Origin of the sequence: Mycobacteroides sp. LB1, from assembly GCF_013449725.1 — a bacterium.
Classification (GTDB): Bacteria; Actinomycetota; Actinomycetes; order Mycobacteriales; family Mycobacteriaceae; genus Mycobacterium.
Window position 1 is genome coordinate 198,757 of the sequence record NZ_JACCFF010000007.1, and the last position, 16,906, is coordinate 215,662.

The window sequence follows — 16,906 nt, forward strand, 5'->3', positions numbered from 1 at the left end:
GTCTGCTCGCGAGGGAAACTACAGCTTGGCGGCCAGCTCCGTGCCCTGCCTGATGGCGCGCTTGGCATCAAGCTCGCCGGCGAGTAAGGCCCCACCGATGACGTGCGCGGTGACTCCGGCTTCCTTCAGCACGTCCTCCAGATCGCGCACCGATTCCTGGCCCGCGCAGATCACCACGTTGTCGACCTCGAGAACGCGCGGGTCCTTGCGCTCCTCACCGAAACTGATGTGCAGCCCGGCATCGTCGATCTTCTCGTAGTTGACCCCCGCAAGCTCCGTAACCTTCTTGGCCTTGAGCGATGCCCGGTGTACCCAGCCCGTGGTCTTGCCGAGGCCCTTGCCCAGCGAGCCCTTCTTGCGCTGGCACAAATAGACCTCGCGAACCGCCGGAGCCGGAATGGGTTTCGTGAGCGAACCGCGGGAATCGTGTTCCTCCGAGATGCCCCACTCGGCGCGCCACTCCTTGAGGTTCAGCGTCGGTGACTCGTCGATCGTCAGGAACTCTGAGACGTCGAAGCCGATACCGCCCGCGCCGACGACCGCCACCCGCTTACCGACGGGCTTACCCCCCTTGATGACCTCCGGGTAGGAGAGCACCATCGGGTGGTCGATACCGGGGATCGCGGGAACGCGCGGCTTCACGCCGGTGGCGAGGATGACGTCATCGAACTTGCCGGTAATGAGTTCCTGGGCGTCCACCTTCTTGTTCAAAAGCACTGTGACGTCGTACTTTTTGAGCATGGCGGTGTAGTACCGGATGGTCTCGTTGAACTCTTCCTTACCGGGGATGCGCCGCGCCATATCGAACTGGCCGCCGATCTCGGCGTTGGCCTCGAACAGCACGACCTTGTGTCCGCGCTGCGCGGCGCTCACCGCGGTTGCCAGCCCGGCGGGTCCGGCGCCGACTACCGCGACCTTCTTGGTGTGGCGGGTGGGCAGCAGCTTGAGCGTCAGCTCGTGACCTGCCCTGGGGTTGAGCAGGCAGCTGGCCTTCTTGTTCACGAACGAATGGTCAAGGCAGGCCTGATTACAGGCGATGCAGGTGTTGATCTCGTCGGCGTGATCAGCCGATGCTTTGTTGGCCCAGTCCGGGTCGGCCAGCAGTGGGCGGGCCATCGAAATCAATTGCACCTGACCGTCGTTGAGAATCTGCTCGGCGGACTGCGGCATGTTGATCCGGTTGGAGGCCATTACCGGGATGCTGACTTCTTGGGCGATCTTGTTGGACAGGTCGACGAATGCGTTCTGCGGGACCGAGGTGACGATGGTGGGCACCCGTGCCTCATGCCAGCCGATACCGGTGTTGATGATGGTTGCACCGGCGGCTTCGATCTCCTTGGCGAGCGCCACGATCTCGTCCCAGGTTTGGCCGTCGGGTACGTAGTCCGCCATGGACATCCGATAGCAGATGATGAAGTCTGGGCCCACGGCCTCGCGGACCTTCTTGACCACCTCGACCGCCAGCCGCCGCCGGTTCTCCGGACTGCCACCGAACTCATCGGTGCGGTTGTTGGTGTACGGCGCCAGGAACTGGTTGATGAAATAGCCTTCGCTGCCCATGATCTCGACACCGTCGTACCCGGCCTTCTTGGCCATCTTGGCGCTGTGTGCCCAGTCGTCGATGGTCTGCCAGACACCCTTGGTGCTGAGCTTGCGAGGCTTGAACGGGGTGATGGGCGACTTCTTGCTCGACGCGCTGACCGAGAATGGATGGTATCCATAGCGTCCTGCGTGCAGGAGCTGCACGATGATCTTGCCGCCGTTCTTGTGCACCGCGTTCGTGACGATCCGATGCCGGTATGCCTCAAGAGAAGTGGTGAGTTTTCCGGCCAGCGGCTTAAGCCACGCGGCGCGGTTGATGGCATATCCACCGGTGATGATCATGCCGACCCCGCCCTTGGCGCGTTCCGCGAAATATGCCGCCAAAGCCGGTGTGTCCCAGGGGAAATCCTCTAGGCCGGCGTGCATGGATCCCATGACGACGCGGTTCTTCAGCGTTGTGAAGCCAAGATCCAAGGGGGACAGCAGGGTTGGATAGGGGTTACTCATGATTCTCGCTTTCAGTCCGGGCTGTGGACAAGGAAGTGATCATTTCGTCGCACCAATCAATGAAGCCCTCTTCCATGCGGACACCTCCGCGTAGGACGAGATATTGGTGCAGGGCCGCGCCGGTGAGTTGATCCGGAGCGGAAAACTGGCGTTTTTCCATCTGGCGGTAGTTATCGAGCATGGCGGCGTGTGTGTCGCGTTGAACGCGGATGTTCTCGACCACAACCTCAATCTCGCCATAGGTGCCTGCGCGGACCTTGAGAGCCAAGTCGCGCATATCGGTGCCCTGGGCGCTGTTGACCCACCGGGACAACTCGCGATAGCCGAGCTCGGCAACGTCGTACACCTTCTTGGCTGGCCGCCCTTCTTGGTCGACGACCGTGCAGCGCAACCAGCTGTCGTCTTCCATCCGGCGCAGAGTGCGATAGATCTGCTGGTGGGTGCCGCTGTAGAAGTACCCGATCGACCGGTCGAACCGGCGCGTGAGCTCGTAACCCGACCCGTTCTGCTCGGCCAGGGACAACAAGAGGGCGTGGGTGAGTGCCACGGCAGCATGTTGGCACGGAACGGGACCCCTATGCAACTTGTTGCAGTGCAACAGTCTGCATACGGCAGATCAGTTAAGTGTTTCCATCGGTAACTGTAACTGCTAGAAACGTGTAGTCGCCCGGAACTCACCAGGAGGTTCTCTCGTGACGTATGTGATTGCCGAACCGTGTGTTGACGTGATGGACAAGGCGTGTGTCGAAGAGTGTCCTATTGGATTGCATCTACGAGGGTGCTCGGGCGATGTGCATCCACCCGGACGAGTGCACGGATTGCAATGTGTGCGAATCGGTTTGTCCCGTGGAAGCGATCCTCTATTGGGATGCTGTGCCTGACGAGTGGAGTGGCTACGTGCGGGCGAATGCTGACTTCTTCGCAGATCTCGATTCGACGTCCAGCGCGCGGAAGGCCGGCAAGATCGACCGGGACGTACCCCTCGTCCCGCAACTCCCGCGCAAGGTCTGGGCACGCCTGCTGGACGCCAGGCCAAGTTAAACGATAAGCTAAGTATCTGTAACCGGTAGAAACGGCTAGATGGTCCGGCAAGTTAGGACAGCCTGTGTCGTTGGGCACAGCTGCGGACCGGAATACTGGCCGCAACGCATGAACTGGACATCGAGGAGACCTGCGTGACCTACACGATCGCGGAACCGTGCGTCGACATTATGGACAAGGCATGTATCGAAGAATGCCCCGTCGACTGCATCTACGAGGGTGGGCGCATGCTCTACATCCACCCCGATGAGTGTGTGGACTGCGGTGCTTGCGAACCGGTGTGCCCGGTGGAGGCCATCTTCTATGAGGACGATGTGCCGGATCAGTGGACCGGTTACATCCAGGGCAACGCCGACTTCTTCGTAGACCTGGGCTCGCCCGGCGGTGCCGCGAAGGTCGGCAAGACCGAATACGACCCGCCGTCGGTCAAGGAGCTTCCTCCCATGGGTGAAGGACACTGAGCTCGTCGTCTGGGTCTCGACGCCGGGTATCGGCTGTGTCCTCCTTGCTGCCTGAGTTTCCCTGGGACACCATCGCCGAAGTCAAGGTGACGGCTGCGGCGCACCCCGATGGGATCGTTGACCTTTCTGTCGGTACCCCTGTCGATTCCGTCGCGCCGCCGATCCGAGAGGCGTTGTCCGCGGCTGGCGACCTGCCCGGATATCCGGCGACCGCCGGCACACCGGAGCTACGCCTGGCGATTCGTGAATCGGTGACCCGCCGATATGGCGTCATTCCGTTGGCCGACAATGCGGTGCTGCCGGTCATCGGTACCAAGGAGCTCATCGCGTGGCTGCCCACCCTGCTCGGCTTGGGGGCCGACGATCTGATCGTCATCCCCGAATTGGCCTACCCCACGTACGAAGTGGGCGCACGGTTGGCCGGGGTACCCACGGTTCGGGCGGACTCGCTGACGCAGCTGGGACCGCAGCACCCCGCGCTGATCTATCTCAACTCGCCCAGCAATCCGACCGGCGCGGTGCTGCCGGTCGAGCATCTGCGCAAGGTCGTCGACTGGGCACGTGAGCGAGGCGCTCTTGTCATCTCCGATGAGTGTTACCTCGGCCTCGGGTGGGACGCCGAGCCGGTCTCGGTGCTGGATCCCCGGGTCTGCGACGGCGACGCGGCCGGGTTGTTGGCGGTGCACTCGCTGTCCAAAACCTCATCGCTGGCGGGGTATCGGGCAGGTTTCGTATTGGGTGACGCATCGGTGGTCGGCGAGCTGCTCGCGGTGCGCAAGCACGCCGGGATGATGGTGCCGGGCCCCGTGCAGGCCGCGATGACTGCGGCACTGAGCGAGGACCAACACCAGCTCGACCAGCGCGCACGTTACGAGGGTCGCCGCGCCAAGCTCTCGAAGGCATTGACCGGTAATGGATTCCGGATTGACCATTCCGAGGCTGGGCTGTACTTGTGGGCCACTCGAGGTGACTCCTGTGACGACGCGCTGGCATATCTGGCACGGCGGGGGATCCTGGTGGCCCCCGGACGGTTCTACGGCCCCCGCGGTAAGGAACATGTTCGGGTGGCACTGACCGCAACCGATGAGCGCATCGACGCCGCCGTCGCCCGCCTCGCGGACTGACCGTCGAAGACCCGCGCTACCACACGTAACGTCTTGCCGGATTCGGCCGGCACCTGGCGCTTCGTTGCGCATTCTCCGGAATCCTCGACACCCGCGGGGCAACAGGACGATGCTGGACGCATGGATGCCATCACCAACGTGCCGGCTCCCGCCAACGAGCCGGTGCTCACCTACGCGCCGAACAACCCCGAACGCGACCGATTGATTGCGGCACTGTCCAGCCTCGCCGCGACGCCGATCGACCTGCCACACGTCGTCGGTGGCGCTCGCCGGATGAGCGATGGTGAACGCATCGACGTGGTGCAGCCGCACAACCACCGCGCCGTGCTGGGCACCGTCACCAACGCCGGACATGCCGAGGCTCGCGACGCGGTAGAAGCCGCCCTTGCTGCTAAAAATGATTGGGCGGCACTATCTTTCGATGACAGGGCGTCGGTCTTCCTGCGTGCCGCTGATCTGTTGTCCGGCCCATGGCGTGCCACGCTCAATGCGGCCACCATGCTCGGGCAGTCGAAGACCGCCTATCAGGCCGAGATCGACTCGGCCTGCGAGCTGGCCGACTTCTGGCGGTTCAACGTGCAATTCGCGCGGCGTATCCTCGCCGAGCAGCCGGACAGTGGCGGCGGTGCGTGGAACCGGATGGAATACCGGCCGCTAGAGGGCTTCGTCTATGCCATCACGCCATTCAACTTCACCGCGATTGCGGGTAACCTTCCCACGGCCCCAGCGCTTTTGGGAAACACCGTGGTCTGGAAGCCGTCCATAACCCAGGCCTTCGCCGCACACTTCACCCTTGAGCTCCTCGAAGCGGCCGGGTTATCGCCCGGCGTCATCAACCTGCTCAACGGGGACGGGATCGCGGTATCCGATGTGGCACTGTCCGATCCGCGCCTGGCGGGTATCCACTTCACCGGCTCCACGCGAACGTTCCAGCATCTGTGGCGTGAGGTCGGTACCAATATCGACCGGTATGACACCTACCCGCGGCTCGTCGGTGAGACCGGCGGCAAGGACTTCGTCGTCGCACACACGTCGGCCCGTCCAGACGTGTTGCGTACAGCGCTTATTCGCGGCGCCTTCGACTACCAGGGTCAAAAGTGTTCCGCAGCCTCCCGCGCCTTCGTGGCCAGGTCGGTATGGGATCAGATGGGCGATGAATTCCTCGATGCCACCTCCGCGCTGACCTACGGCGACGTCACAGACCTCTCGAACTTCGGTGGTGCCGTCATCGATGAAAAGTCCTTCGCGCGCAATGCGGCCGCAATCGATCGTGCCAAGAGCGCCGGGGTGACGATTGCCGCGGGAGGCGAATACGACGACAGCGAAGGATATTTCGTCCGGCCGACCGTGCTGCTCTCGGACGACCCGACCGACGAGGCATTCTCCACCGAGTACTTCGGTCCCATCCTGGCGGTGCACGTCTATCCGGACGACGACTACGAGCGCATCCTCGATGTCGTCGACACCGGCTCGCGATACGCACTCACCGGTGCCGTCATCGCCGATGACCGGCAGGCCGTTCGGGTGGCAGGCGACCGGCTTCGTTTCGCGGCCGGAAACTTCTACGTCAACGACAAGCCCACCGGTGCCGTCGTCGGCCAGCAGCCCTTCGGCGGCGGCCGGGCGTCCGGCACCAACGACAAGGCCGGATCGCCGCTCAATCTGCAGCGCTGGCTGTCGCCGCGAACCATCAAGGAAACATTCAACGCCCCAACAGAATATCGATACCCGCATATGGATGAGCCGCTTGCGCGACGACCAGCAGCCGGGGAGCATGGGGATGGCTGAATGGTTCGGAAGAACGGCGAGACCTGTCATCCTGGCGGCCAGTAGATCGGGGCGGCTGCGGCACACCGCCGAACGGATGCCGCTGACCCGGCAGGTGGTGCGCCGCTTCGTCCCCGGTGAATCCCAGAACGATGTGATCGCGGCCGGCACGGCGCTGCTCGACTCGGGGCGATTCATCTCGATTGACTACCTGGGGGAGGACACCACCGATATCGAGCAGGCCACTCGCACGGTTTCGGCCTACCTGTCACTGCTGGATGCCCTGGCGTGGCGCAGTGACACCGTGCATACCGGCGTACGGCCGCTGGAAATCTCCCTCAAGCTCTCCGCCCTGGGGCAGGCGCTGCCGCGCGATGGGGAGCGTATCGCCCTGGAGAACGCACAGCTGCTGTGCGCCAAGGCTGATCAGGCCGGTGTGTGGGTCACCGTCGACGCCGAGGATCACACCACCACAGAATCAACGCTGAGCATCGTGCGTGAACTGCGTGCCGACTTTCCATGGCTGGGCACCGTGCTCCAGGCATATCTGAAACGCACCTATGCCGACTGCGCGGACCTCGCGGGCGAAGGCTCACGCATCCGGTTGTGCAAGGGCGCCTATGACGAGCCCGAGTCCGTTGCGCACCGAGACCCCGAGGACGTCGATGTCGCCTACCTGCGCTGCCTGCGCGTACTGATGGAGGGCGAAGGGTATCCCATGGTGGCCTCGCATGACCCTGCCATCGTCGACGCGGCAGGGCTGATGGCGCGCGAGACAGGCAGAGGGCCGGGCGATTTCGAGTATCAGATGCTCTATGGGATCCGCGATGCCGAACAACGTCGACTCGCCGGTGAAGGCCACCATATGCGTGTGTACGTGCCGTTCGGCGAGCAGTGGTACGGGTACTTCGTGCGGCGCATCGCCGAACGTCCCGCCAACATGACATTCTTCCTGCGCGCGCTGCTCTCCCGGGGGTAGCTCTAGGCTGGCCAGATGCTGCTGAACTCTCTTCACCCCACGGCGCCCGACCTCGCGGATGCGGTTCGTATCGGTGAGGACAGTTGGGGCCGCGGCGACCTCGTGGGTGCTGCCACCGCCGCCGCCGAGCGGATCGGGGGCGCGGCAGGACCGGTCGCCGTGCTGGCCCGCCCGAGCGTCGAGACAGTGCTGGCGGTCATCGCCGGCCTCATCGCCGGGGTGCCGATAGTGCCCGTACCCGCGGACGTCGGAGTGGCCGAACGCCGCCACATACTTGCCGACAGTGGCGCGATCGCCTGGCTGGGCGAATCACCGGATGAACCAGAGGGATTGCCGCATGTGCCGGTGCGCCGGCACGCCCGATCCTGGCATCAATACTCAGAACCGCGCCCCGAGTCGACGGCACTCATCGTCTACACCTCGGGGACCACCGGCGCACCGAAGGGGGTTCAGCTGAGTCGACGCGCGTTGGCCGCCAGCCTCGACGGGCTCGTTGACGCGTGGGCGTGGACACCCGATGACGTTCTGGTGCACGGGCTTCCACTGTTCCATGTGCACGGTCTGGTGCTTGGCCTGCTCGGATCGCTGCGGGTGGGAAATCGGTTCATTCACACCGTCAAACCAGCACCCGAGGCCTATGCGGCTGCGCAGGGCACGTTGTACTTCGGCGTGCCGACGGTGTGGTCCCGGGTAGTGGCGGACGAATCCTGCGCGCGTGCACTGTCTACCGCGCGGCTGCTGGTATCGGGTAGTGCTCCACTGCCGGTGCCGGTTTTCGATGAGCTGCGCCGACTAACGGGGCAGGCCCCCGTCGAACGATACGGAGCCACCGAAACCGTCATCACGCTCTCCACGCGCGTCGACGGCGAACGTCGCGCCGGTTGGGTCGGTCATCCGTTGGCGGGCGTTCAGACTCGCCTGCTTGGTGAGGATGGCACCGCAGCCCCGCATGATGGGGAAACCGTTGGCCAGCTACAGGTTAAGGGGCCAACGCTGTTCAGCGGCTATCTCAACCTGTCGGAGAAGACCACCGAGGTGCTCACGGAGGACGGGTGGTATCGCACCGGCGATGTCGCCGTCGTCGACGAGGGCGGGATGCACCGCATTGTCGGACGCGAATCAGTTGACCTGATCAAATCGGGTGGCTACCGCATAGGTGCCGGTGAGATCGAAACCGTGCTGCTCGGGCATCCCGGGATCGTGGAGGCAGCGGTCGTGGGAGTTCCCGACGACGACCTGGGGCAACGCATCGTCGCCTACGTTGTCGGTGACGTGGCGGAGGATGACGTCATTGGCTACGTAGCGCAACAACTATCGGTACATAAGCGTCCCCGCGAGGTGCGGAAGGTGGATGCGCTGCCCCGGAACGCCATGGGCAAGGTCCTCAAAAGGGAGCTGATCACATGAACTGGACCGAAGAACTTCTGGATCAGATCGAATTGCACTGGCGCACCCAGCTGCGCCCGCGGTTGGACGGACTCACCGACGACGAGTATTTCTGGGAGCCGGTACGCGACTGTTGGAGCCTGCGTCCCCGTGGCACCTCGAATGCGCCACTGGTAGGAGGATCCGGCGATTTCGTCATCGAATTCGCTGCCCCGCCGCCGGACCCGGCACCGGTGACCACGATCGCCTGGCGGCTTGGCCACATCCTGATAGGCGTGCTCGGGGCACGCATCGCCAGCCACTTCAACGGGCCGGCCGTTGATTACATGACCTTCGACTACCCAGGTACGGCTGAGGGTGCCCTACAGCAGCTCGACGACTTCTATGCGGCATGGCGCGAGGGCATCGCGAGCAAGGATGAGGCCGGGCTGCTGACTCCTTGCGGCCCCGCCGAGGGCCCATGGGGCCACCGGTCTTTCGCGACGCTCGTCCTGCACATCAACCGCGAGCTGATCCATCACGGCGCGGAGATTGCGCTACTGCGCGACCTATACGCCCGGCAGTGATTGGCTAGTTGGCGTGCAGGGCGGCGTTCAGCTCGAAGGTGCCGCCGTCGCGGGCCACCACCTGGACGGCACCGGTCTGTGAATTGCGCCGGAACAGCAGGTTATTGGTGCCGGACAGTTCCAGCGCCTTGATGGTCTTGCCGTCCGGTGTAGCGACCTTGGTGCCCGCCGTGATGTAGAGCCCGGCCTCGATGATGCAGTCGTCGCCCAAGCTGATGCCCAGACCCGAATTGGCGCCCAAGAGTGAGCGCTGGCCCACCGAGATCACCTGGCTGCCGCCACCGGAGAGGGTGCCCATGATCGATGCGCCGCCACCGATATCGGAACCGTCCCCGACCACGACACCGGCCGAGATGCGCCCTTCGACCATGGAGGCGCCCAGCGTGCCCGCATTGAAGTTCACGAAGCCCTCGTGCATGACCGTCGTACCGGGGGCCAGGTGCGCGCCCAGGCGCACGCGGTCGGCGTCGGCGATCCGGACACCGGCCGGCACCACGTAGTCGACCATGCGCGGGAACTTGTCGACGCCGAACACCGTCACGGTGCCGCGCGCACGCAGCTTCGCGCGCGTCGTCTCGAATCCCTCGACGGCGCACGGCCCGAAGTTCGTCCACACCACATTGGTGAGCACACCGAACAGCCCGTCAGTGCTGGCGCCATGCGGCTGGATCAGCCGGTGCGACAACAGATGCAACCGCAGGTACGCGTCGTAGGCGTCGGTGGGCTTATCCGCCAGCGAGCCGATCGTGGTGCGCACCAACACCTTCTCGACACCGCGGTCGGCGTCTGTGCCGGCCAGCGCAGCCAGCTCAGCGGGTGCCACTGTTCCGTCGATACGTTCGGTGCCCGGCGTGCCGGGTGCGTCGGTCAATCCGGGCGCCGGGAACCAGGTATCCAGAACCGATCCGTCTGCCGCGATGGTCGCCAGGCCAAGTGCTACTGCTCCGCTCACGGTGTACACGCTAGCCTGAATCGGTGGTGCTTGATCTCGCTGGTGACCCGGTTGCGCTGACTGCTGCACTGGTGGACATCCCCAGTGAGTCCCGGCATGAGGCCCAGATCGCGGACGCGGTCGAGGCGGCCCTGCGGGAACAGACCACCGGCTTCGAGGTCATCCGCAACGGCAACGCGGTACTGGCCCGCACCAACAACGGCCATGACACCCGCGTGATGCTGGCCGGGCACCTGGACACGGTGCCCGCCGCCGATAACGTCCCCAGCCGCCGCGAGGGCGATCTTCTCTTCGGATGCGGCACCGTCGACATGAAATCCGGCGATGCCGTGTTCTTGCACCTGGCCGCCACTGTCACGCCTCGTGTCGACCTGACATTGGTGTTCTACGACTGCGAGGAGATCGAGTCCTCGCTCAACGGCCTCGGCCGCATCGAGCGTGAACTGCCCGAGTGGCTCGATGCCGATCTGGCCATCCTCGGTGAGCCCACCGCCGGCCTCATCGAAGCGGGTTGCCAGGGCACGCTGCGGGTGGTTGTCCGGGCCGCGGGAACCCGCGCGCATTCGGCACGGTCCTGGCTGGGCGACAACGCCATTCACAAACTCGGCATGGTGCTGCAGCGGCTGGACTCGTATCGCGCACGCATAGTCGATATCGACGGCTGCGAGTATCGGGAGGGCCTGTCTGCGGTGCGGATCGATGGCGGTGTCGCAGGGAACGTCATCCCCGACGCCGCGGCTGCCACCGTGAACTTCCGGTTTGCCCCCGATCGCAGCCCCGAGCAGGCGCTCGTGCATGTGCGCGAGGTCTTCGACGGGCTCGACGTCGAGATCGAGCTCACCGACTCCGCCGCCGGGGCGTTGCCGGGCCTGGATCGACCCGCGGCCGCCGAATTGGTCGGCGCGGCAGGGGGAGTGGTGCGGGCCAAGTACGGATGGACCGATGTGTCCCGGTTCGCGGCACGCGGTATCGCCGCAGTCAACTACGGACCGGGTGATCCCAATCTGGCGCACACCCGCGGCGAACACGTTCCGGTCGAGCAGATCACCGATGTCGCCGAGGTGCTCCAGCGCTACCTCAGCGCGTAACGGGTGAGGCGTACGTCCCCGGAGTCTGACCGAGGGTGCGCCTGTACACATCGATGAACGCGCTCGGTGTGGCCCAACCACATTGATGCGCCACGTAGGTCACCGGTCGATCCTCCGCGAGCAGCCGTAACGCCTGATGAAGGCGGATCTGGGTGCGCCACTGCGGGTACGTCATACCCATATCGGTGCGGAACAGTCGGGTCAGCGTCCGTTCACTGGCGCCCACTCGCCGTCCCAGCTCGGCCACGGTCCATATCTGTGTCAGATCGGCTTCCACCAGCGCGCACGCCTCCGCCAGGCGCTCATCGCGAGGAGTGGGCAGCTTGAGGGCCTGTTCCGGGCTGTGCCGCAGCTGGTCGACGAGAACGACACGGAGCCTTGCGATCTCGTCCTCGGGTAGCGACCCGGGATCGGAGCACGTGATGATCAGCTCCCGCAGCAGCGGTGACACCGCGATCACCGTCGGGCCGCTCATGTCCACGGCGTACTTATCGGGATTGAAGCCCACCGAATGAAATGCGGTGAGCCCGTAGAACCGGTGCTCGTGACGGGCGCCCGCGGGGATCCACAGCGCACGGTTCGGCGGCGCGATCCAGGTGCCCTCGGCAGTGGTCACCGCGATCACCCCGGTGGCCGGGTACACGATCTGGTGCACCTCATGCCAGTGCCTGTCGATGCGCTGCCCACCGGGCACCGACATCACGCCGGTGATGTGGCGGGTAATCAACATAAAATGGGATTTTATCGGAAGCTTGCAGCACTCTTCGCCTCGTGTCGATTCTTGCGATTGTGCTGGCCGGCCTGTTGCCGTCGCCCGGGCGGGAATAGCGACCCGAACGTGGGGGTTGGCCGAGTATGAAGCTCGGAGTAGCCATCGGCCGACCCCTCAGCGAACAGGGCGACACTAATCTCGTCGACTCCTTCATCGCGCACGGGCGCAGGGTGGCCGATGCCGGGATTGGCACGCTATGGCTCGGGCAGATGTATCACTACGACTCCATCACGATGGCCGCGCTCGTCGGCCAAGCGGTTCCGGATGTCACCGTGGGGGTTTCGGTCATTCCCATCAATCCACGCCACCCCATCGAGGTATCCGCCGCTGCCCAGACAGCGCAGGCAGCCACCCACGGAAGATTCCAGCTGGGGCTGGGGCTCGGCGCCCCGGTCATCGAGGGTCCGAGCTACGGCCTGCGCGTGGACAAACCGATCCGCCACCTGCGCGAGTACCTGACCGTTCTACGGCAGCTGTTGGATACCGGAACTGCAGACTTCCACGGTGAAACCATCACGGTTGCACCGAAATTCACTACCTCGCAGCCCGGCGGCGAGAACATCCCCGTGTTGGTGGCAGCCATGGCGCCGCAGGCGTTGCGGGCCACCGGAGAGCTGGCCGACGGCACAATTCCCCTGCACGCCGGGCCGCGCGCACTGAGTCAGGACATCGTGCCGGTCATCGATGGTGCCGCCGAGCGGGCCGGACGGCCACGGCCACGTGTCATCGCCGGAGTGGCCGTTGTCGTCACCGCCGACCCGGAACGTGTGCGGGCGCTGGCCATCGAGGATATGGCGTTCTACGAGAACATCCCGTCGTATCGGAAAGTGCTTGACGCCCAAGGTGTTCAGCACACCGGGGAACTTGCGATCGTCGGTGACGAGGAGCATGTTGCCAAGGAGCTGCAGCGGTACTTCGACGCCGGGGCCACCGAGGTCTTCGCCAGCCATACCGAATTGGGCGGACCGGAGGACGAGGCGCGCACCTTGGCACTGCTGGGTGAGCTGAGTACCTTGCGTCGACACGCCCGCTAGTGGAGGGATTGTGCGATACGAATCCGCCGTAAGGCGGCGTGTCGGCGGGGCCGGTCAGCGGCCCCTAGGCTGGCAACGTGCCAGAAAGCCCCGAACCCCAACTGCACGGACCGGTTCAGCTACGCCGTGACCGCTGCGAGAACGTCACCGCCGACCAGCGATTGCTGGATACCCGCGATACGACCACCTGGAACCACACCGATCCGTGGCGGGTGCTGCGCATCCAGGGCGAGTTTGTGGAGGGTTTCGACGCTCTCGCGGAAACCCCCAAGGCGGTAACAGTTTTCGGCTCGGCCAGAACGAAGCCAGATTCACCTGAATACCGGCTCGGTAGCGAGCTAGGCGTTGCCCTTGTCAAGGCCGGATACGCCGTCATCACCGGCGGCGGACCGGGCGCCATGGAGGCTGCCAACCGCGGTGCCAGTGAATCGGGCGGCTACTCGGTGGGCCTGGGCATCGAGCTGCCGTTCGAACAGGGCCTCAACGAATGGGTGGACCTGGGTATCAACTTCCGCTACTTCTTCGTCCGCAAGACGATGTTCGTCAAGTACGCGCAGGCCTTCGTCTGTCTGCCCGGCGGATTCGGCACGCTCGACGAACTCTTCGAGGCGCTCACCCTGGTGCAGACCCGCAAGGTCACGCGTTTCCCGATCATCCTGCTCGGCACCGAGTACTGGTCCGGGCTGCTCGACTGGATCCGCGGCACGCTGCTGCCCGCCGGCAAGGTCGGCGAACAGGACATCGCGCTGCTCTCGGTGACCGACAGCATTGAGGAGGCCATCGAGATCATCGTCAGGGCCGAGGCGGCCAACGGGAATGGAGCACGCTCATGAGCCACTCGGTCTGCGTGTACTGCGCCTCCGGCCCGCGCCACCCCGAACTGCTCGACCTGGCCACCCGCTTGGGCGCCGCCATCGCCGAACGCGGATGGACCTTGGTATCCGGGGGAGGGAACGTCTCGGCCATGGGGGCCGTCGCCCAGGGAGCCCGGGCGTCGGGTGGACGGACCATCGGCGTCATCCCGAAGACACTCGTGCACCGCGAGGTTGCCGATACCGACGCCGACGAACTCATCGTCACCACCACCATGCGCGAACGCAAGCAGATCATGGAGGACAGGTCCGACGCCTTCATCACGTTGCCTGGCGGAATCGGCACCCTCGAAGAGATCTTTGAGACCTGGACGGCCGGCTATCTGGGATTACACGAGAAGCCGGTGGTACTGCTTGACCCCGACGGTCACTACACCGGGCTGCTGCGCTGGCTCGACGAACTTCAGGACAAGGGCTACGTGTCAGCTCCTGCCCGGGACCGGCTGCTGGTGCACACCGATATCGCGTCTGCCCTCGACGCGTGCAAACCGATGGATTGACGAGGACAGGTCGTTCGTCAACAATGCGGTGAGCCATTTCCTACTGGGCGGTAAGAACAGGGAGAACTAGATGTCCGCACGCAGCGCTATTCCGTCGAACGCCCGCGAGCGGGTCCGACTGACCGAAGTGCTCGCGCAGCTTCCGGGTATGGCCCTCGATCTGCCGATCCTGGTGCGTGGCGTCCTCAGCGGTATCAAGTACAACCCCAAGGCGCGCTGGTCGATCGGTGCCTTGTTCGCCGATCGAGCCGCCAAGCACGCCGACCGGGTGTTCCTGCGCTTCGAGGGCAACGACATCACCTACGCCCAAGCCAACGCCACCGCCAACCGGTACGCCGCCACGCTGGCCTCCCACGGTGTCGGCCGGGGCGATGTGGTGGGCATCATGCTGCGCAACTCCCCGCAGACCGTGCTTCTGATGCTGGCCACCGTGAAGCTCGGTGCCATCGCGGGCATGCTCAACTACAACCAGCGCGGACATGTACTCGCGCACAGCATCGGATTGCTCGACTCCAAGATGCTCGTCACCGAGGCCGAATTCGTGGATGCCGTCGGCGAATCCGGCGCCAACGTGGTCTCCCAATTGACCGCCGATGAGCTCGACCGGCTGTCGGTCCTGGCGCCTACTACCAATCCCGCCGCCACCGATGCGGTGATGACCAAGGACCGGGCGTTCTACATATTCACCTCCGGCACCACCGGACTGCCGAAAGCCAGTGTGATGACGCACTATCGGTGGTTACGCGGCATGTCCGGTGTCGGCGATATGGCGTTGCGCCTACGTCCCAACGATGTGCTGTACAGCTGTCTGCCGCTGTACCACAACAACGCCCTTACCCTTGCGGTTTCCACCACCATCAACGCCGGAGCCACCCTGGCCATCGGACGGTCGTTCTCGGTATCGCGATTCTGGGATGAAGTCATCGCCAGCCGCGCAACGGCTTTCATCTACATCGGCGAACTATGCCGGTACCTGCTCAACCAGCCGCCGAAGCCGACCGACCGCAAGCACAAGGTGCGCGTCATCATTGGGAACGGCCTACGGCCCGAGCTGTGGGGCGAATTCACCCACCGTTTCGGCATCAAGCGGGTGTGCGAGTTCTACTCGGCCAGCGAGTCCAACACCGCCTTCGTCAATGCGCTCAATATCGACCGGACGGTGGGGATCTGCCCGATGCCCATCGCCTACGTGAAGTACGACGTGGAGACCGGCGAACCGTTGCGCAACGCGAAGGGCTTCCTAACGAAGGTCGGGGCCGGGGAGGCGGGCCTGCTCATCAGCAAGATCACCAGTCTCGCGCCGTTCGACGGATACACCGACCCGACCGCGAGCGAAAAGAAGCTGGTGCACGACGCCTTTAAGAAGGGCGACACCTGGTTCAACACAGGCGATCTGATGCGCAATCTCGGCTGGGGCCATGCGGCGTTCGGCGACCGACTCGGTGACACCTTCCGGTGGAAGGGTGAGAATGTCGCCACCACCGAGGTGGAGGGCGCGCTCGATCACGACGACTCGATCGAAGAGGCCACGGTGTTCGGGGTGGAGGTGCCGGGCACCGACGGTCGCGCCGGTATGGCCGCCATCAAACTGCATGATGGTGTGGAACTCGATCTAAAGGCCCTGGGCGACAAGGCGTATCAAAATCTGCCTGCCTACGCGCTGCCGCTGTTCATCAGGATCGTGGACAGCCTGGAGCACACCACCACCTTCAAGAGCCGCAAGGTTGAGCTGCGCGACGAGGCCTACGGCGAGGCGGTGACCGATCCGCTGTATGTGCTGGCCGGTCGTGCCGAAGGCTACGTTCCGTTCTATCCCGAGTACGCGGCCGAGGTAGCGGCCGGTCAGCGTCCCAAGGGATAGGCGCTCAAGGGTTTACTGTTCCAGCGTGGGAGTCACCCGTCGGGTACGTGCGGCGCGCCGCCGTCAGCGACGGGTACGGCTTGCCGACAACGACCTGACCGATGCCGAATGGTCGGCGTTGATGGACGCCTGGGGTGGCTGCGCGTACTGCGGTGAAACAGGGGCTCCGCTGCAACGTGATTGCGTTCAGGCGATCTCACGCGGTGGGCGGTACACCCGATCCAATGTGGTGCCCGCCTGCGCATCGTGCAACGCCAGCAAGTGCAATGCGGAAGTGACCAGCTGGATGCGGCGTAAACGGCTCGACGAGACCGCTTTCTTGCGTCGCTACGTGGAGGTCACCCGCGCGCAGGCCTAGGCGGTGTACACGCCGCTCGGGGATGCCGAGCACGTCGGCGCCCCCGCGCTGCAGCGTGCATTTCTTGCGCCGAGCGTGAAGCTATGGCGGGAAATC

Annotated in this window: 16 protein-coding genes and 1 pseudogene; 13 read left to right on the forward strand and 4 right to left on the reverse strand. The window is 64.5% G+C overall.

All coding sequences use genetic code 11. The annotated features are described in order from the left end of the window. Positions 1 to 18: 18 nt before the first annotated feature. Both MLB1_RS22825 and MLB1_RS22830 read right to left on the reverse strand, forming a co-directional pair. Positions 19 to 2,049, reverse strand: coding sequence for an NADPH-dependent 2,4-dienoyl-CoA reductase (locus MLB1_RS22825; RefSeq protein WP_180752129.1), 2,031 nt, complete (start codon positions 2,047 to 2,049; stop codon positions 19 to 21). Beyond that, positions 2,042 to 2,596, reverse strand: coding sequence for a PadR family transcriptional regulator (locus tag MLB1_RS22830; protein ID WP_180752130.1), 555 nt, complete (start codon positions 2,594 to 2,596; stop codon positions 2,042 to 2,044). Before MLB1_RS22830 ends, MLB1_RS22825 begins: the two co-directional genes overlap by 8 nt. A gap of 145 nt (positions 2,597 to 2,741) precedes the next feature. Between MLB1_RS22830 and fdxA (MLB1_RS22835) the strand changes: the two are divergent. The 7 genes and pseudogenes from fdxA (MLB1_RS22835) (at position 2,742) to MLB1_RS22865 (ending at position 9,373) form a co-directional block, all read left to right on the forward strand. Continuing rightward, a pseudogene (fdxA, locus tag MLB1_RS22835) lies at positions 2,742 to 3,090 on the forward strand (ferredoxin). 134 nt (positions 3,091 to 3,224) lie between these two features. Further along, entirely contained in the window at positions 3,225 to 3,551 is a 327-nt protein-coding gene (gene fdxA, locus MLB1_RS22840; RefSeq protein WP_180752131.1) for a ferredoxin, read from the forward strand. Positions 3,552 to 3,586: 35 nt separating this feature from the next. Further along, a complete protein-coding gene (gene dapC / locus MLB1_RS22845; protein WP_180752132.1) occupies positions 3,587 to 4,675 on the forward strand; it encodes a succinyldiaminopimelate transaminase in 1,089 nt (362 codons plus the stop codon). Between the two features lie 120 nt (positions 4,676 to 4,795). Then, positions 4,796 to 6,463, forward strand: coding sequence for an L-glutamate gamma-semialdehyde dehydrogenase (gene pruA, locus MLB1_RS22850; protein WP_180752133.1), 1,668 nt, complete (start codon positions 4,796 to 4,798; stop codon positions 6,461 to 6,463). Continuing rightward, a complete protein-coding gene (locus tag MLB1_RS22855) occupies positions 6,456 to 7,421 on the forward strand; it encodes a proline dehydrogenase family protein (protein ID WP_180752270.1) in 966 nt (321 codons plus the stop codon). Before pruA ends, MLB1_RS22855 begins: the two co-directional genes overlap by 8 nt. 15 nt (positions 7,422 to 7,436) lie before the next feature. Beyond that, entirely contained in the window at positions 7,437 to 8,828 is a 1,392-nt protein-coding gene (locus MLB1_RS22860) for an acyl-CoA synthetase (RefSeq protein ID WP_180752134.1), read from the forward strand. Beyond that, positions 8,825 to 9,373: a DinB family protein gene (locus tag MLB1_RS22865; protein ID WP_180752135.1), complete on the forward strand. Its 549-nt coding sequence runs from the start codon at positions 8,825 to 8,827 to the stop codon at positions 9,371 to 9,373. The genes MLB1_RS22860 and MLB1_RS22865 overlap by 4 nt, the downstream gene beginning before the upstream one ends. A 4-nt stretch (positions 9,374 to 9,377) precedes the next feature. On the opposite strand, the gene dapD is transcribed toward MLB1_RS22865, so the two are convergent. Beyond that, entirely contained in the window at positions 9,378 to 10,325 is a 948-nt protein-coding gene (gene dapD, locus MLB1_RS22870; protein ID WP_180752136.1) for a 2,3,4,5-tetrahydropyridine-2,6-dicarboxylate N-succinyltransferase, read from the reverse strand. A 23-nt stretch (positions 10,326 to 10,348) separates the two neighbouring features. On the opposite strand from dapD, the gene dapE reads away from it, so the two are divergent. Beyond that, positions 10,349 to 11,413: a succinyl-diaminopimelate desuccinylase gene (gene dapE, locus MLB1_RS22875; RefSeq protein WP_180752137.1), complete on the forward strand. Its 1,065-nt coding sequence runs from the start codon at positions 10,349 to 10,351 to the stop codon at positions 11,411 to 11,413. Here the strand turns inward: dapE and MLB1_RS22880 are convergent. Continuing rightward, the gene (locus MLB1_RS22880; protein ID WP_180752138.1) at positions 11,403 to 12,143 is read right to left on the reverse strand and encodes a helix-turn-helix domain-containing protein; all 741 of its coding nucleotides are present in this window, start codon (positions 12,141 to 12,143) and stop codon (positions 11,403 to 11,405) included. The two genes, dapE and MLB1_RS22880, sit on opposite strands and share 11 nt — an antisense overlap. Before the next feature lie 125 nt (positions 12,144 to 12,268). Here MLB1_RS22880 and MLB1_RS22885 point away from each other — a divergent pair, with 125 nt between their 5' ends. From MLB1_RS22885 to MLB1_RS22905, 5 genes are all read left to right on the forward strand, one after another. Beyond that, positions 12,269 to 13,219: a TIGR03564 family F420-dependent LLM class oxidoreductase gene (locus MLB1_RS22885; protein ID WP_180752139.1), complete on the forward strand. Its 951-nt coding sequence runs from the start codon at positions 12,269 to 12,271 to the stop codon at positions 13,217 to 13,219. Positions 13,220 to 13,296: 77 nt separating this feature from the next. Then, a complete protein-coding gene (locus MLB1_RS22890; RefSeq protein WP_180752140.1) occupies positions 13,297 to 14,052 on the forward strand; it encodes a TIGR00730 family Rossman fold protein in 756 nt (251 codons plus the stop codon). Beyond that, complete coding sequence (locus tag MLB1_RS22895) at positions 14,049 to 14,591, forward strand: TIGR00730 family Rossman fold protein (protein ID WP_180752141.1); 543 nt, start codon at positions 14,049 to 14,051, stop codon at positions 14,589 to 14,591. Before MLB1_RS22890 ends, MLB1_RS22895 begins: the two co-directional genes overlap by 4 nt. A gap of 70 nt (positions 14,592 to 14,661) precedes the next feature. Next, positions 14,662 to 16,452, forward strand: coding sequence for a long-chain-acyl-CoA synthetase FadD6 (fadD6, locus tag MLB1_RS22900; RefSeq protein WP_180752142.1), 1,791 nt, complete (start codon positions 14,662 to 14,664; stop codon positions 16,450 to 16,452). A gap of 25 nt (positions 16,453 to 16,477) precedes the next feature. Further along, the gene (locus MLB1_RS22905) at positions 16,478 to 16,810 is read left to right on the forward strand and encodes an HNH endonuclease signature motif containing protein (protein WP_180752143.1); all 333 of its coding nucleotides are present in this window, start codon (positions 16,478 to 16,480) and stop codon (positions 16,808 to 16,810) included. Positions 16,811 to 16,906 lie beyond the last annotated feature (96 nt).

Bases quoted from the DNA above. Each gene is read 5' to 3' on its own strand.
- MLB1_RS22825 (WP_180752129.1), bottom strand. From the start codon at position 2,049: ATGAGTAACCCCTATCCAACCCTGCTGTCCCCCTTGGATCTTGGCTTC.
- pruA (WP_180752133.1), top strand. From the start codon at position 4,796: ATGGATGCCATCACCAACGTGCCGGCTCCCGCCAACGAGCCGGTGCTC.
- MLB1_RS22855 (WP_180752270.1), top strand. From the start codon at position 6,456: ATGGCTGAATGGTTCGGAAGAACGGCGAGACCTGTCATCCTGGCGGCC.
- MLB1_RS22860 (WP_180752134.1), top strand. From the start codon at position 7,437: ATGCTGCTGAACTCTCTTCACCCCACGGCGCCCGACCTCGCGGATGCG.
- MLB1_RS22865 (WP_180752135.1), top strand. From the start codon at position 8,825: ATGAACTGGACCGAAGAACTTCTGGATCAGATCGAATTGCACTGGCGC.
- MLB1_RS22880 (WP_180752138.1), bottom strand. From the start codon at position 12,143: ATGTTGATTACCCGCCACATCACCGGCGTGATGTCGGTGCCCGGTGGG.
- MLB1_RS22885 (WP_180752139.1), top strand. From the start codon at position 12,269: ATGAAGCTCGGAGTAGCCATCGGCCGACCCCTCAGCGAACAGGGCGAC.
- MLB1_RS22895 (WP_180752141.1), top strand. From the start codon at position 14,049: ATGAGCCACTCGGTCTGCGTGTACTGCGCCTCCGGCCCGCGCCACCCC.
- fadD6 (WP_180752142.1), top strand. From the start codon at position 14,662: ATGTCCGCACGCAGCGCTATTCCGTCGAACGCCCGCGAGCGGGTCCGA.